Annotated in this window: 12 protein-coding genes and 1 pseudogene; 3 read left to right on the top strand and 10 right to left on the bottom strand. The window is 74.5% G+C overall.

The window, feature by feature from the left end:
- From ACI79Q_RS09775 to gatC, 5 genes are read right to left on the bottom strand one after another with little or no spacing between them, the layout of a single operon-like run.
- Positions 1-537, bottom strand: a complete 537-nt coding sequence (locus ACI79Q_RS09775) for a GNAT family N-acetyltransferase (RefSeq protein ID WP_456599667.1) — start codon at positions 535-537, stop codon at positions 1-3.
- A gap of 10 nt (positions 538-547) precedes the next feature.
- Positions 548-2,047, bottom strand: a complete 1,500-nt coding sequence (gatB, locus tag ACI79Q_RS09780) for an Asp-tRNA(Asn)/Glu-tRNA(Gln) amidotransferase subunit GatB (RefSeq protein WP_456599666.1) — start codon at positions 2,045-2,047, stop codon at positions 548-550.
- Positions 2,044-2,238 carry a hypothetical protein gene (locus ACI79Q_RS09785; RefSeq protein WP_456588865.1) on the bottom strand — a complete coding sequence of 65 codons (195 nt, stop codon included), beginning with the start codon at positions 2,236-2,238 and terminating at the stop codon, positions 2,044-2,046. Before ACI79Q_RS09785 ends, gatB begins: the two co-directional genes overlap by 4 nt.
- The gene (gatA, locus tag ACI79Q_RS09790) at positions 2,235-3,743 is read right to left on the bottom strand and encodes an Asp-tRNA(Asn)/Glu-tRNA(Gln) amidotransferase subunit GatA (RefSeq protein ID WP_456597980.1); all 1,509 of its coding nucleotides are present in this window, start codon (positions 3,741-3,743) and stop codon (positions 2,235-2,237) included. Before gatA ends, ACI79Q_RS09785 begins: the two co-directional genes overlap by 4 nt.
- On the bottom strand, positions 3,740-4,057 hold the full coding sequence (gene gatC / locus ACI79Q_RS09795) for an Asp-tRNA(Asn)/Glu-tRNA(Gln) amidotransferase subunit GatC (RefSeq protein ID WP_456588867.1): 318 nt from the start codon (positions 4,055-4,057) through the stop codon (positions 3,740-3,742). The genes gatA and gatC overlap by 4 nt, the downstream gene beginning before the upstream one ends.
- A 220-nt stretch (positions 4,058-4,277) precedes the next feature.
- On the opposite strand from gatC, the gene ACI79Q_RS09800 reads away from it, so the two are divergent.
- On the top strand, positions 4,278-4,952 hold the full coding sequence (locus ACI79Q_RS09800; protein ID WP_456588868.1) for an ACT domain-containing protein: 675 nt from the start codon (positions 4,278-4,280) through the stop codon (positions 4,950-4,952).
- Between the two features lie 66 nt (positions 4,953-5,018).
- Here ACI79Q_RS09800 and ACI79Q_RS09805 read toward each other — a convergent pair whose 3' ends face one another.
- On the bottom strand, positions 5,019-5,663 hold the full coding sequence (locus ACI79Q_RS09805; protein ID WP_456599665.1) for a glyoxalase superfamily protein: 645 nt from the start codon (positions 5,661-5,663) through the stop codon (positions 5,019-5,021).
- A gap of 515 nt (positions 5,664-6,178) precedes the next feature.
- Between ACI79Q_RS09805 and ACI79Q_RS09810 the strand changes: the two are divergent.
- Both ACI79Q_RS09810 and ACI79Q_RS09815 read left to right on the top strand, forming a co-directional pair.
- Positions 6,179-6,829: pseudogene (locus ACI79Q_RS09810) on the top strand (DUF222 domain-containing protein); the annotation flags it as partial.
- Between the two features lie 512 nt (positions 6,830-7,341).
- A complete protein-coding gene (locus tag ACI79Q_RS09815) occupies positions 7,342-8,097 on the top strand; it encodes an HNH endonuclease signature motif containing protein (protein WP_456614618.1) in 756 nt (251 codons plus the stop codon).
- 33 nt (positions 8,098-8,130) lie between these two features.
- Here the strand turns inward: ACI79Q_RS09815 and ligA are convergent, their stop codons facing one another.
- The 4 genes from ligA to ACI79Q_RS09835 form a co-directional block, all read right to left on the bottom strand.
- On the bottom strand, positions 8,131-10,269 hold the full coding sequence (ligA, locus tag ACI79Q_RS09820) for an NAD-dependent DNA ligase LigA (protein ID WP_456614619.1): 2,139 nt from the start codon (positions 10,267-10,269) through the stop codon (positions 8,131-8,133).
- Between the two features lie 84 nt (positions 10,270-10,353).
- Positions 10,354-11,394 (bottom strand): methionine synthase, encoded by a 1,041-nt coding sequence (locus tag ACI79Q_RS09825; RefSeq protein WP_456588872.1) that lies wholly within the window; start codon positions 11,392-11,394, stop codon positions 10,354-10,356.
- A 35-nt stretch (positions 11,395-11,429) separates the two neighbouring features.
- The gene (locus tag ACI79Q_RS09830; protein WP_456614620.1) at positions 11,430-13,292 is read right to left on the bottom strand and encodes a bifunctional metallophosphatase/5'-nucleotidase; all 1,863 of its coding nucleotides are present in this window, start codon (positions 13,290-13,292) and stop codon (positions 11,430-11,432) included.
- Positions 13,293-13,459: 167 nt separating this feature from the next.
- Complete coding sequence (locus ACI79Q_RS09835) at positions 13,460-15,709, bottom strand: 5'-nucleotidase C-terminal domain-containing protein (protein ID WP_456613433.1); 2,250 nt, start codon at positions 15,707-15,709, stop codon at positions 13,460-13,462.
- Positions 15,710-15,764 lie beyond the last annotated feature (55 nt).

Here is a 15,764-nt window from a genome sequence, read left to right on the forward strand (position 1 = left end):
TCAGCGCACGAACCGGTGGACGACGTGCAGCCGGGAGTCGATCGGGTTGTCCGGGGTCAGCTCCCCCTCCGCGTACCAGGTCGCGCCCGCCCGCCGCAGCGCCCGCCAGGAGGCCTCGTTGGCCGCCACCACCGGCACCAGGACGTCGTGTGCGTCGGGGTGGTCGGCGAAGCCGCGCGCCACGGCCGCCGCGATCAGCGCGGCACCGAGCCCCCGGCCGCGGGCCGACGGCTCCCCCACCAGGTAGTCGATGCTCAGCGCCCCCGGCGGCACGGGGCACACCGCGCTGAGCTCGGCGAGGGACTCCGGCTCGTCGTCGAAGCGGTAGACCTGCACCAGACCGAACGGTTCGCCGTCGTGCACGCCGAGGTACACCGAGGTGGCGTCGATGCCGTCGATGCTGGGCCCGTACTGCGCCTCCACCGCTGCGGGGTCGTCGTCCCACCACCGCGCCACGAGAGGCTCGGCGAGCCATCGGGCCAGCAGTGGGAGGTCCGACCGCCGCAGCGGCCGCAGCACCACCTCGGGCAGCTCCACGCCGCAGAGGCTAGGACGAGACGAGCCGCTCCTCGAGCATCCGCTTGACGGTGGCGGCGTCGGCCTTGCCGCGGGTGGTCTTCATGACCGCACCCACCAGAGCCCCGATCGCCTGCACCTTGCCGCCGCGCACCTTCTCGGCGACGTCGGGGTTGCCCTCGATGGCGGCCTCCACCGCGGCGACCAGCTCGTCGGACTCACCCAGCACCGCGAGGCCGCGGGACTCCACGACCGCCGCCGGGTCGCCCTCACCGGCCAGCACGCCGTCGAGCGCCTGGCGGGCGAGCTGGTCGTTGACCGTCCCGGCCTGCACCAGGCCCGCCAGCTCCGCGACCTGTCGCGGCGTGACCGGCAGCTCGGTGAGCTCGACGCCGGCGTCGTTGGCCCGGCGGGCCAGCTCGCCCAGCCACCACTTGCGGGCGTCGGCGGGCGAGGCACCGGCCGCGACGGTCTCGGCGACCAGGTCGACGGCCCCCGCGTTGGCGATCCACGCCATCTCGGTGGCCGACAGGCCCCACTCCTGCTGCAGCCGGGTCCGGCGGGCGGCGGGGAGCTCGGGCAGCGCGGCGCGCAGGCCCTCGATCCACTCCTCGTCCGGGGCGAGCGGGACGAGGTCGGGCTCGGGGAAGTACCGGTAGTCGGTGGCCTCCTCCTTGCTGCGGCCCTCCGAGGTGCTCCCGGTGTCCTCGTGGAAGTGCCGGGTCTCCTGCACGATGCGCCCGCCGGCGTCGAGGACGGCGGCCTGGCGGCGCATCTCGTAGCGGACGGCCCGCTCGACCGAGCGCAGCGAGTTCACGTTCTTGGTCTCGGTGCGCGTGCCCCACTCGAGGCCGCCGATCGGCGCCAGCGAGGTGTTGACGTCGCAGCGCAGGTTGCCCTGCTCCATGCGCACCTCGGAGACGCCGAGGGTCAGCAGGATCTCGCGCAGTTCGGTGACGTAGGCCCGGGCCACCTCGGGCGCCTTGGCGCCGGTCCCCGGGATCGGTCGGGTGACGATCTCGACCAGCGGGATGCCGGCGCGGTTGTAGTCGACCAGCGAGTGGTCGGCGCCGTGGATGCGCCCGGTGGCGCCACCGACGTGCAGGTTCTTGCCGGTGTCCTCCTCGATGTGCACCCGCTCGATCTCGACGCGGTAGGTCTCGCCGTCGACCTCGACGTCCAGGTGCCCGGCGGTGCACAGCGGCTCGTCGTACTGGCTGGTCTGGAAGCCCTTGGGGATGTCCGGGTAGAAGTAGTTCTTCCGGGCGAAGCGCGACCAGCCCGCGATCCGGCAGCCCAGCGCCAGGCCGATGCGGATCGTCGACTCGATGGCGGCAGCGTTCACCACCGGCAGGGAGCCGGGCAGCCCCAGGCAGACCGGGCAGGTCTGCGTGTTGGGCTCGGCGCCGAACGTGGTGGAGCAGCCGCAGAACATCTTCGACGCGGTGCCCAGCTCGACGTGCGTCTCCAGACCGATGACCGGCTCGTAGCGGGTCAGGACCTCGTCGAAGCCGACCAGGGTGTCGCTCATGAGGGGTCGTTCTCCTTCGGGGCGGCAGGGCCCTGCTGCTGGCGGCCGGTCACCACGGCGCCGACGGCGGTCAGCACGCCGAGGACCAGGAAGACGGCGAAGACGGCCCGGCCGGTGACGGCCCAGCCGACGATCCCGGCGAGGACGACGAAGGCGGTGAGGGCCCAGGCGGCCTTGAGCGGGCCGTTCACGCCGCGCCGCCGATCGCGTCCAGCAGCGCGTGGCCGCGGGCCGCGTCCTGCGCCGCCTCCAGCGCGGCCGCCACGCGGTAGCAGCGGTCGTCGGCCAGGGCAGGCGCCATGACCTGGAAGCCGACCGGCAGGCCCTCGGAGAGCCCGCACGGCACCGAGATGGCCGGGATGCCCGCGAGGCTGGCCGGCAGCGTGCACAGGTCGGCGGCGTACATGGCGATCGGGTCGTCGACGCGGTCACCCAGCGACCACGCGACGGTGGGGCTGGTCGGGCTGACCAGCACGTCGACGTCGTCCCACGCGGTGGTGAAGTCCCGCGTGATCAGGGTGCGCACCTTCTGCGCCTGCCCGTAGTAGGCGTCGTAGTAGCCGGCCGACAGCGCGTAGGTGCCGAGGATGATCCGGCGCTTCACCTCCGGGCCGAAGCCCTGCTCGCGGGTCAGCGCCATGACCTCGTCGAGGTCGCGGCTGCCGTCGTCACCGACCCGCAGGCCGTACCGGACGCCGTCGAAGCGGGCCAGGTTGGACGACGCCTCGCTGGGCGCGATCAGGTAGTACGCCGGCAGGGCGAGGTCGAACGCCGGGCAGGAGACCTCGCGGACCTCCGCGCCCATGCTCTCCAGCAGGGCCACCGTCTCGCGGAAGCGAGCGAGGACGCCGTCCTCGTAGCCGTCGGTGTGCCCCTCCCCGCCCAGCTCGCGGACGACGCCGACCTTCAGCCCGGCCAGCTCCCCCTGGGCGCCGCGGCGCGCGGCCTCGGCCAGCACGGGCACCGGCGCGTCGATGCTCGTGGAGTCCAGCGGGTCGTGCCCGGCGATGGCCTCGTGCAGCAGTGCGGCGTCCAGCACCGTCCGCGTCATGGGGCCGGCCTGGTCGAGGCTCGAGGAGAAGGCGATCAGCCCGTAGCGGGAGACCGAGCCGTAGGTGGGCTTGTGGCCGACCAGCCCGGTGACGGCGGCCGGCTGGCGGATGGACCCGCCGGTGTCGGTGCCGATGGCCCACGGGGCCAGCCCCGCGGCGACCGCGGCCGAGGAGCCACCCGAGGAGCCACCCGGGATGCGGTCGGTGTCCCAGGGGTTGCGGGTGACCTGGTAGGCGGAGTTCTCGGTGGACGAGCCCATCGCGAACTCGTCCATGTTGGTCTTGCCGAGCAGCACCGTGCCGGCGGCCTTCAGCCGTGCGGCGACGGTCGCGTCGTAGGGCGGCCGCCAGCCCTCGAGGATCCTGGAGCCGCTGGTGGTGGGCACGCCCTCGGTGACGACGACGTCCTTGAGGGCGAGAGGAACGCCGGCCAGCGGGCCGAGCTCGGCCCCGGCGGCGCGGGCGGCGTCGACCTCGCCGGCGGCCTGGAGCGCGGCCTCGGCGTCGACGTGCAGGTAGGCGCCGATGACGGCGTCCTGGTCGCTGATCCGGTCGAGGTACGCGCGCGTCACCTCGACCGCGCTCACCTCGCCGGCCTGCAGCGCCTCGCTGAGCGCGGCGGCGCTCGTGGTCGGGATGGTCACGCCTCCTCCCCGAGGATTCGCGGGACCCGGAAGCGGTCGTCCTCCGCGGCCGGGGCGCCGGCGAGGACGACGTCGCGGGGCAGGCTCGGGCGGGCGGCGTCGGGGCGCATGACGTTGGTCATGGGCACGGCGTGCGTGGTCGGGGCGACCTCGGCGACGTCGGCCTTGCCGACCTGCGCCACGGCGTCCAGCACGGCGGCGAGCTGGCCGGCGAAGAGATCCAGCTCTTCGTCGCTCACGGCGAGCCGGGACAGGTGTGCCAGGTGGGCCACCTCGTCACGGGTCAGTCGACCCTTCGGGGAGGGGGTGCTCATGCTGCGGCGGAACTCCACTTCGGCGGTGCCCGGCGGCCCGCTCTCGGCCCGGGGCGTGACCGGGCCACTCTACGTGGGGCCCTCCGGACGCCGGTCAGCGTGAGAGGCTCACCCCGATCGCGATCGACGGAGATCGAACGAGGCCCCCCTCCTCCCCACCGCTCGCAGGCTCGCGGCGGGCCCCGGAAGGGGGCCATGGGGCCCATGACCCGGAGGAACCGTGTCCTATCTCCTGCGCCTGGTGCTGCCCGACCGCCCGGGCATCCTCGGTGCGGTGGCGACCGCACTGGGCACCGCAGGCATCGACATCGTCTCGGTGGACGTGCTCGAGCGGGGCAACGGGATCGCGGTCGACGACGTCGTCGTGGACCTGCCGGGCGACCGGCTGCCCGACAGCCTCATCACGGTGGCGCAGGCGGTCGACGGCGTGCGGGTGGAGTCGCTGCGCCCCTTCGCCGGCCCGCTGGACACCCACCGCGAACTGGACCTGCTGGATGCGCTCGCCCGCGGCGATCGCCCGCCGACCGAGCTGCTGACCGCGTCGTTGCCGCGGGTCTTCCACAGCGGCTGGGCGGTGATCCTCGACGACTCGGGGCAACCGGCCCCGCTGACCGAGGGCGCGGTGCTCGCGGCCTCGGACGCGGCGCCGGCCTTTCCCGGCCTCACCTTGCCGTGGCTGCCGCTGAGCGGCCCGCGGCTGCTGCCCAGCGACGACCCCTGGCTGCCGGAGCGGTGGCAGGAGATGGCCATCGAGATGATGGCCGTGCCCTACGGCGCCGGCCGGGCCATCGTGCTCGGCCGCTCCGGCGGCCCGGCATTCCGCCGGTCGGAGCTCCTCCGCCTGGCCCACTTCACCGGGATCGCGACGACGGTCGCCCACCTGCCGCCGCCCTGACCGGCATTCGGCGACCGCCACCAGCGGCCGGCACCCCGCTCGGGCGCCACCAGGACCGCTCGCCGCTCAACCGGAGGAACCCACCGCTCCCCACGCGGGCAGCAAGCGCCGAGCCTCCGCATCGGTGGGCTCGTTGAGGTGGAGATGGTTGCCGAACGGGTCGGCAAGGGTCAGCACGCGAGCTCCCCACGGCGCCTCCTCGATCTCGGGCACCCAGACCGCCGGGCCCCATACCGGCACCTCCGCCCGGCGGGCGTTCAGCTCCTCCCGGAGGGAGTCCAACCCCGCGATCCAGACCAGCACCGTGGCTCCGGCGCCGGGCGTGTAGGCGACCTCGGTCAGGTGCAACGTGGTGGACGCCTGGGTGACCTGCCCGTAGAAGGGCGTCCCCTCTCCGCCCGACGGGCCCCCGAAATCCAGGCGGAACCCGAGGAAGTCGACGTAGAACTGCAGCGCGACGTCGACGGAGAAGATTCGCAACACCGGGATGGTGGTGCCCGACCCACCCCACGGCACCCGCACCGGGGACGGCGCGAGCCTGGCGTTGAGGGTGTTCCAGTCCGCCGCGCCCAACTGGCGCGCCACCAGCTCCAGGCACTGGCCGTGCGTCAGCTCGAGCCCCTGCCGCTCGCGCAGCGCGGCGCGGAGCCGCCTGGCCATCTGCTTGGCGGACCGGCTGTCCGGATCGCGCCTCGACTCGGCGTCCGACATGGATCCTCCGATCGGCGAACCCGTCGATGCACGCCAGTGCTCGCGTTGCTGACTGGTTCGCCGTGGTGGACCGGTGGACAGGTCAGTGAAGTCACGATGCGTTCACCACACCCCCGGGGGCGCGAGCGGCCGGCCGCATCAGCCGAGCAGGAACCTAGGCAGCCGCAGCAGGTCGGTCAACCCCCTTCCGGACGCCTCGAGGCCTGGTCGCTGAGCCCCTGACCTGCGCCTTCTTCGTGCTTCGCTTGCACCGACGTTCCTTCGAACACATGATCGAAGGCATGACCGGGACGACGTCAGGGACGACGCTCCCTCCGTCCGCGTCGGGTCGTCCGGCATCGGGCGCCTCCGCTGCCTCGGCGCCCGCCGCCGGCTGGGCCACCGGTCCGCTGGGTGCTGTGCAGGCGGCGGACCGGGAGATCGCCCGGCAGACCGCGCTGCGCGCCCGGGCGGTCGCCGAGTTCGCCGCCACCCGTCCCGCCTCGGCCGATCGCCCGGCGGGCCAGCCGGGGGCCATGAGCGAGGAGCGCCGCGCCGCCCGGCCGGAGGTGCTGGCCGACGTCAGCGAGTGGGCAGCGCAGGAGCTGGTGGTGGCCCTGTCGATCTCCACCCAGGCGGCCGAGCAGCTGCTGACGCGATCGCTGACGCTGGTGCACCGTCTCCCGGGAACGCTGGCCGCACTGGAACGCGGAGATCTCCACCCGGGACACCTCTGGCCGATGCTCGAGCGGGTGGCGCCGATCGCCGACGCGGCGAAGCGGGCCGCCGTCGAACGGGAGCTGCTCCGGTGGATGTCCGGCCGGGTGACCACACCTGCGCAGCTCGGCGCCAAGGCGCGCCGGCTCGGCCTGGCCCGTGACGCACGCGACGAAGCCGCCCGGCTGGCTGCGGCCCTCCGCGAGCGAGGCGTCTCCGTCCGGCCCGATCGCCGCGAGGGCATGGCGGTCCTCGGCGCGCTGCTCACGGTGCCCGAAGCGCAGGCGCTGCTGGATGCGCTGGGGCGCTACGCCGACAATCTGGACGACCCGGACGACCGCAGGACGCGCGGCCAGAAGATGGCCGACTGCCTGCTCGACCTGGTGCTCCGGCCGGAGCAGAACGAACTGCCCGCCGTGCAGGCGCAGCTGACCGTGGTCGCGGGGGTGCGAACCCTGCTCGGCGGCGACCAGCCGGGTGAGATCGGCGGTGAACCCGTACCGGCCGAGGTCGTCCGCGCGCTCGCCCGCGCCCTGGGCCTGCTGCCCGGGCCGGCGCCGGATCCCTGCGAGGAGGGCGCCACGACGGCCGCGGACGGCCACTCGCCGACAGGAGATGGCCGGGCCGACAGCCGGCCGGAGGACGCCCACGGCACCGACTCCTCGCCCGACGACGTCTGCCCCACCGATGCCTGGCCGCTGCACACCCGGGCCACGGAGTGGCGGGAGGCCGACGAGCGGTGGTGGGCGGAGGTCGAGGCCCGCGCTCTCCGGGGCGAATGGGGCGGCGCGGACTACACCCCGGAGGACGAGCTCCTCCGGGGTGGGCCGAGGAGGCCCGCTTCGAGGCCTGGCTCGAAGCAGCCGGGGCGTTCTCCGAGCCGGCGCCGGACCCCGAAGCGGAAGGATCCCCCGATCCCGGGCTGGAACCGCAACACGGCCCCGGCCCTGACCCGGAACCCGACCCCGGGTCCGGCACCGAGGTGGAACCAGGGACAGACGACGGCGACAGCTCCTCTCACTGGGCCAACGCGCACGGGTCGCTGCAGGCCGCCGCAGACGCCCTGCTCGGCCTGGACCGGGCGATCGGTCGCGCCCGGAAGATGGTGGCCGACGCCCAGCGCGCCGACCGCCAGGACGAGAGCGCGTGGCTGCGCAGCGCCGCCGGCCGGGTCACTCGTGCGCCGAGCGATCTCGACGCCTGCGCCGACGCCGGGGAGTCCCGCCGGGCAGCCCTCGCCGCGCTGCTCGATGCGAGCAGCGGCGGGACGCTGGTCGACCGACCGCGGATCGCGGTGGTCGACGAACTCACCGGCGCGCTGCTCGCGCTCACCGACAGCCGCGAACTCCGCCGCCTGGCCCACTGCGGCGACGCCGCCTGCCGCCGCGCGCCGACCCGGTGCAGGCACGACCTCACCGGCCGTCCGGGGCTCGACCCGCCCGGCCCGACCGACGGGTATCGACCCGGGGCCGCGCTCGACCGGTACATCCGCGCCCGCGACCGCCGCTGCCGCTTCCCGAGCTGCCGCCGGCGCGTCCCGCTGGGCGGGGAGCTCGACCACGACCGCCCCTACCCCGAGGGACCGACGAGTGCGGAGAACCTCACCGGCTTCTGCACCCGCCACCACCGGGGCAAGCACCAGGCGCCCGGCTGGGCCTACGACCTCGCGCCCGACGGCACGCTCACCGTCACCACACCGACCGGCATGGTGGCGAGCACGACTCCCCCGCCCTACTGACCCAGGTGATCGTTGGCGCACCCGGCCGCGGGGCTACTCGCTGCCGTCGCCGATCGACGCGACCTCGCGGGCGGCGTCCGGCCCCTGCTCCAGCAGCACCCGGAAGCCGTCGTCGTCCAGGATCGGTGCCTTCACCTGCACCGCCTTGTCGTACTTGCTGCCCGGGTCGGCGCCCACGACGACGAAGCCGGTCTTCTTCGACACCGAACCGGTCACCTTGCCGCCCCGCTCCTGGATCGCCGCGATCGCCTGGTCGCGGCTGAAGTCGCGCAGCGACCCGGTGACGACCACGGTGACGCCGGTCAGCGGTCCCGGGGGTGCGTCCTCGGCCGCGTCGGCCATGCGCACCCCGGCCTGCCGCCACTTCTCCACGACGTCGCGGTGCCAGTCGACGGCGAACCAGTCGCGCACCGACCTCGCGATCGTCGGACCCACGCCGTCCGCGGCGGCCAGCTCATCCTCCGTGGCGGCGATGATGCGGTCCATCGACCGGAAGTCGCGAGCCAGCGCCTGCGCGGCGGTCGGCCCCACGTGCCGGATCGACAGCGCGACGAGCACCCGCCACAGCGGCACGTCCTTGCGGGCCTGCAGGTTGGTCAGCAGCTTGGCGCCGTTGGCCGACAGGGTGCCGTTCTTCCGCGTGAAGAACGGTGAGCGCTGCAGCTGCTCCTCGTCGAGGAAGAACAGATCGCCCTCGTCGGTGAGCAGCCGGCTCTGCAGCAGTGCGACCGCAGCCTCGTAGCCGAGGTTCTCGATGTCGAAGGCGCCACGCCCCGCCACGTGGAAGACCCGTTCCCGCAGCTGCGCCGGGCAGGACCGGGCGTTGGGGCAGCGGATGTCGGCGTCCCCCTCCTTCTCCGGCCGCAGCTCCGTGCCGCACTCGGGGCAGTGGGTCGGCATGACGAACTCGCGCTCGTCGCCGGTCCGGGCCGCGACGACCGGGCCCAGCACCTCGGGGATCACGTCACCGGCCTTGCGGATGACGACCGTGTCGCCGATCAGCACGCCCTTGCGCTTCACCTCGCTGGCGTTGTGCAGGGTGGCCAGCTGCACCGTCGACCCGGCCACCTTCACCGGCTCCATGAAGGCGAACGGCGTCACCCGGCCGGTGCGCCCGACGTTGACCCGGATGTCCAGGAGCTTCGTCGTCGCCTCCTCCGGCGGGTACTTGAACGCGATCGCCCACCGCGGCGCCCGGGAGGTCGACCCCAGCCGACGCTGCAGCGCGACCTGGTCCACCTTCACCACGACACCGTCGATCTCGTGCTCCACCGCGTGGCGCTGCTCGCGGTAGCGCTCGATGTAGGCCCACACGCCCTCGAGATCGGGGACGATCTCGAAGCGGTCGCTCACCGGCAGCCCCAGCGCCCGCAGGCCCTCGTAGGCCGCCGACTGCCGCTCCGGCTCGAAGCCCGTGCGGGCGCCCAGCCCGTGGACGACCATCCGCAGCGGGCGGGACGCGGTGACCTTCGGGTCCTTCTGCCGCAGCGAGCCGGCCGCGGCGTTGCGCGGGTTGGCGAACGGCGGCTTGCCCTGCTCCACCATGGCGGCGTTCACGTCGGCGAACGCGGCGACGGGGAAGTAGATCTCGCCGCGGACCTCCAGCAACTCCGGGACGTCGTCGCCGGTGAGCTGCTGGGGGACGTCGTCCATCGTGCGCACGTTGGCGGTGACGTCCTCGCCGGTCACCCCGTCGCCCCGGGTGGCGGCCCGGACCAGGCGGCCCCGCTCGTAGACCAGGTCGACGGCCACCCCGTCGACCTTCAGCTCGCACAGGTAGCTGGCCTCCGCCGCGCCCTCCCGCTCGGCGCGCGCCGCCCAGGCCGACAGCTCGTCGCTGCTGAAGGCGTTGTCCAGGCTCTGCATGCGCTCCAGGTGCTGCACGGGGGCGAAGGTCGCGGTGAAGCCACCGTTGACCTTCTGGCTGGGCGAGTCCGGGGTGACCAGGGCCGGGTGCGCGGACTCGATCGCCTTCAGCTCGGCCATCAGCTCGTCGTACTGGCCGTCGCTGATCAGCGGCTCGTCGCGCACGTAGTACGCGAAGGCGTACCGGTCCAGCTCCTCGGAGAGGTCGCGGTGGCGCGTGCGGACGTCGTCGGGGACCTCGGTGAGGTCCTCCCGGTCGGCCACCGGGGTGACGGACGGTTCGACGAGGTCGGCGTCGGTGCTCACGGGCGAACGGTATCCGGCGGGTACGACGGTCAACCGGGGCTCACCCGCTCGTGGCGCGGTGCTCCCGGCGGCAGGTCCCTCGCGCTACCCGGGCAGCAGGTACTTCGCGGCCTCGCGCACCTGGCGCATCGCGGCGCGGGCGTAGGACGGCGTCGCCCCCGCGAGTCCACAGGCGGGGGTGAGCGTCACCGCCCCGGGCAGCCGTTCAGCGGCGAACCCCAGCTCGCTCCACCAGGCCTGCACCCGCGACGCCGTCGCCTTCGGAGCCGGCAGTGCGGTGTCGGTGCCCGGCACGACGCCCGGCAGCAGGTGCACCCCGGCGTCGACCGCCTCACCCACCGCGTCGAGGTCCTGGACCAGGCCCAGGTCGAACGAGAGTCCGGCCGCGCCGGCTGCACGGAACAGGGTGAGCGGCATGCGCGGCGCGCAGCAGTGCACCACCACGGGGCCGGGCAGCGCCCGCAGGACGGCGGCCAGCTCCTGCTCGACGACGTCGGCGGCGACCGCCGGCAGCTTCCCGAAACCGCTGATCGTCGGCAGCCCGCCCTGGAGCACCGCGGGAACCGACGGCTCGTCGAGCTGGACCACGATCCGCGCGCCGGGGAGCCGGTTCTGCACGGCCGCCACGTGCGCGGAGAGCCCCTCGGCCAGCGACTGACCCAGATCGCGCCGCGCCCCGGGATCGACCACCGCCCGGTCCCCCCGGGTGCGCTCCAGCCCCGCGGCGAGGGTCCACGGCCCGGTGGCCTGCACCTTGAACGGCCCCGTCCAGTCCTCGGCCACGTCGTGCAGCGCGTCGAGGTCCCGGGCGAGGAACTCCTCGGCCCGCTGCTGGTCCATCCCGGGCCGCGGCACCAGCCGCCAGCCCGAGGGGGTGAGGTCGACCGCGAGGCCGACCAGCAGCGCCGCGGTGCGCCCGAGCATGTCGGCCCCGGGGCCCCGGCCGGGCAGCTCGGGGAGGTGGGCGAACCCCGGCAGCTCCCCCACCACCGTGCGCGCCGCCTCGGCCGGGTCGCTGCCCGGCAGGGATCCCACACCGGTGGCGGGGCCCCAGGGCGGACCGGCCGGCTGGGCGCCGTCGGCAGCCCCCGGGGCGGGATGGGCGGGGTCGAGCGGGGAGACCACGGCGGCGACGGTAGCCCGTCGCCCGGAGCACAGGTTCAGCAGGCCAGCCGCTGGTCGGTCGGGACGGCGAGCCCCAGCGCCGGCGGACCCACCGGGGAGCGCGACCCGAGATACGCCACCAGGGCCCGGCGGTCCGAGGGCCCGCGCACGACGTCGTCGCCCTCGGCGAAGGAGGTGTACCCCTCGCCCCCCTCGCGCAGGTAGCTCGTCATCGCCACCCGGTAACGCCCCTCCGGCTCGACGCGCGCGCCGTCGATCTCCAGGGAGCAGGGGTCCACGCGGTCGCCCAGCGGCCGGGCCGGGTCGTAGCGGTAGGTCAGGCTGCTGGAGGTGCTCAGCACGAGGACGTCCGCGTGGGTGAACTGGTGTTCCAGCGCCTCCCGGATCGCCGCACCGGAGACGGTGAGGGTCTCGACGCGGAACCCGAACGGCAGGGCGCGGAATGCGTCCCGGTAGGTCACGACGCCGTCGGCGCCCGGCGGGTCGCCGTCGTCCCGGAGCAGGCCGGCCCGCAGCATGGGCACGGTCGTGAAGGCGAGGACGGGACGGCCGTGCCGCTCGTCCTGCACGGCGGCGAGGAACGCATCCGCCACCAGCACGCCCATGGGCGACTCCGGCGCCGGCCCGGCCGGGACGTCCTCGGCCACCTCGCCCACCACCCGGTCGCCCTCGGGCTCGGCACGGGCCACCCAGTGCCCGACGATCCGCTCCACCTCCGCGTCCGCGGCGGTGCGCAGGACCGGCACGGCCGTGGCGGTCGTGCGCTCCCGGTCCACGTCGCCGTCGGCGCGGACGACCAGCCGCAGGTCGGTGACCGTCCGCCCGTAGGTGGCCGCCTGCGTCACCGGCCGCGGAGCGCCGTCGGGGTCGGCCAGCGAGCAGGTGTACGGCGCGTGCGTGTGCCCGCCGATGATCACGTCGACAGCGGGTGACACCTCGGCGTTCAGCGCACCCGCCGGGGTGCCCGCGAGCTCCCCGACGCAGGTGTCCGGCGTCGTGCCCGGCGGCTGGCCGCCACCCTCGTGCGCCAGCAGGACGATCGCCTCCACCCCGCGCTCCTGCAGCTCGGCGGCGTACCGGTTCGCCGCTGCGGCCGGGGGCTCGATCGTCAGCCCCGCGAGCGCCGAACCGGGGACGTAGTCGAGGGTCTCGCGGGTGACGACCCCGATGATCCCGACCTGCGTGCCTCCGCTGGTGCGCACCACCGCGTACGGGGGGAGCGCCGGCTCGCCGGTGTCGGTGTCCCGGACGTTGGCGGCGAGGTAGCCGAACCCCGAGCCGGAGAACTCCTCGCCGGTGCTGTCGCGGAAGCAGCCCTCCGTCCGCCGCGCCACGCCGTCGCAGGCGCCGATGTCGTCGGAGAACTGCCCGTCGGTCGCACCGGACAGCCGGAACAGCTCCTCCTTGCCGCGGTCGAACTCGTGGTTGCCGACCGCGGCGAAGTCCAGACCCAGGGCGTCGAGGACCTCGATGGCCGGTTCGTCCTGGTACAGCGTGGAGGCGAGCGTCGAAGCGCCCACCAGGTCACCCGCGGCCAGGGTGAGGGAGTCCTGCTCGGCGCCGCCGAAGTCCGCCCGCCGGTCGGCGAGCGTCGCGGCCAGGTACGCGGCCCCGCCGACGGGCCAGGGGCCGTCGTCGGGCGTGTCCGGGACCCCGTCGGCCCCGGGCCCCGGCTCACCGGTGTCGAGGAGACCGTCCACGCCCGCCGGCACGTCCAGCCTGCCGTGGAAGTCGTTGAGGGCGAGCACCTGCACCGTGGTCTCGGTGACCGGGGTGGCGGTCCTCTCCGTCGCGGCGGGCTCGCCGTCCGCCGTCGGCGCGACCGTGCTCCGGCAGGCGGTCAGGAGCAGCAGCGAGAGCGCGACGGCCGGCGCTCCGACGCGGTGGGACAGGAGCACAGGACCTCCTCGTCGAGCCGGGCAGGACCACCAAGATGATCACGCCCCCGGCGGACCTGCCACCCGGGAACGCACAGGTCGCCGGTGGCTCCGTCGGTGACGCCGGAGGCCGGCCCCCGCGGTGCGGGAACCGGCCTCCGGTCAGCGTGCTCGGTCGGCGCGGCGGCTCAGCCGAGCGTGAAGGTGGTCGTCGCCCACTCACCCGAGGTGCCGGTCACCGTCACCGTGTACTCGCCGGCCGGAGCCCGCTTGGGCACCGGGAAGCGCATCGTGGCGGTGCCCTGCGCATCGGTCCGGCCCTCGGCCAGGCGGCGCCCGTCGGACAGCACCGCGGTCACCTTCTCGCGGGGGCCGAAGTCCGCCACGGTCACCGAGATCACGTCGCCGAGGTCCGGGGTGGCCGTGGAGAGGGTGGCCGTGGCGTCGCACGGGCCGGCCACGGCGCTGGTGCCGTCGGCGACCGCCGGCGGCTGCGCCGGGGCGTCGGTGCCGCTGAGACCGGTGGCCACCGGCGGGAGGGGGAAGCTGCCCGGCTGGCCGTGGTCGGCCGCCGGCGGGGCGACCGGGCCGGACGCCGCCTCGAAGTAGGCGACGGCGGTCTCGACGTCGACCGGACCGGTGGCGGGATCCGTCCCGTTGGTGAAGGCGGTGAAGGAGTCGCCGCCGGCGATCAGGAAGGAGTTCGCCGCCACCCGGTAGCTGGCCGCGGGGTCGACGACCTCGGCCGGCAGCGGGCCCGAGCCGTCGGGGTCCAGGGTGATCGACGCCGGGTCGACCCGCTGCCCGTAGGGGTTGGCGGTGTCGAAGCGGTAGGAGAAGCCCTCCGAGGTGCCCAGCCGCAGGGTGCTCGCACGCGGCTGGTCGGACTGGAACTGCTGCTCCAGCACCGCGCGGATGTCAGCGCCGGTCAGGGTGATCGCGTTGACCGTGTTCCCGAACGGCTGCACGGTGAACAGCTCGGCGTAGGTGACCTCGCCGGCCTCGATGTCGGCGCGGAGGCCACCGGGGTTCATGAACGCCAGCACGGGGTCGCCGTAGGCGGGGTCGACCTGCAGCGCCTCCAGCTGCATCTGCGCCACCAGGTTGCCCAGGCTGGACTCGCCGTCCCGGACGGGGCGGAACACCGGCTGCCCCGTCGTCGGGTCGGTGGTCCAGGTGCCGGCGCGGCGGATGTCCTCGCTGGCGGTGCCGACGACGCGGTCACCCGCCTCGGCGGACCGCTCGTCCCAGTACTCCACGATCCCCGCGATCTCGGCGTCCGGGTTGTCGCGCAGCACCGGGACGTTCGCCGCCCGGTAGTCGCACCCTCGCTGCACGTCACCGGTGCGGCCGTCCAGCGTCAGCCGGATGTCGCTGACCAGGCGGCCGTAGGAGCCGGCCTGGGTGATCAGCCGCGGCTGGCCGGCGGGGTCGGCCACCAGGCAGGAGTAGCTCGCGTGGCTGTGCGAGCTGACGATCAGGTCGACGGCCGGGGAGACCCGGTCGTTGATGTCGACGACCGGGCCGGTCAGCTCGTCGCAGCCGTTGAAGTCGGCCGCGTCCTCGCCGGTGTTCTCCCCGCCCTCGTGCAGGAGCACGCCGATGGCCTCGATGCCCTGCTCCCGCAGCTCGGGGACCCAGCGGTTGACCGCCTCGGCCTCGTCGCCGAAGTCGACGTCGGCGATGCCGGTCGGGGAGACGATGGTCGGGGTGGTGTCGGTGACCACACCGATGAGGGCGATCTTCTTGCCGCCGGCCACGTCGAAGACCTGGTACGGGGGCAGGATCGGCTGGTCCGTGCCCTTGGCGTAGACGTTGGCCGCCAGGTAGGGGAAGTCGGCGCCGCGGAACGCGTTCCCGGTGCTGTCCTCGAAGCAACCGGTCACCCCGACCTCGACGCCCTCGCAGGCCTCGACGTCGTCGGTGAACGTGCCGTCGGTGGCCGCCGAGATGCGGCGCAGCTCGTCGGTGCCGCGGTCGAACTCGTGGTTGCCCACGACCGAGACGTCCAGACCCAGGGCGTTGAAGACCTCGATCGTCGGCTCGTCCTGGAAGACGCTGGAGTCGAACGGCGAGGCGCCGATCAGGTCGCCGGTGCTGACGAAGAGCGACGAGTCGGCGTTCCCGCCGGACTGCACGAACGCGGCCCGGGTCTCCTCGACGGTGCTCGCCAGGCTCGCGGCGCCGCCGACCAGGACGGTGCCGTCGTCGGCGGTGCCGGCGACGCCGTCGGGGCCGGGGCCCTCACCGGTGACCAGCGTCGCGTCGCTGCCCGTGGTCTCGGAGATCCGGCCGTGGAAGTCGTTGATCGCGAGGAGCTGGACCGGGACGTCGGCGTAGCGGTCCGGAACGGGGGCGGCCGAGGCCACGGCCGGCAGGCCCACCACCACGGCCGACGCCGCCAGGGTGGCGGTCAGGGAGAGGCGCGTTCTGCGCACGGGAGGTCCTCCAGAAGGGCGTGCGGGACCAGACCGCCGGGAGGGACGGCCTGCG

The sequence above is a fragment of the Blastococcus sp. SYSU DS0828 genome, assembly GCF_054050975.1.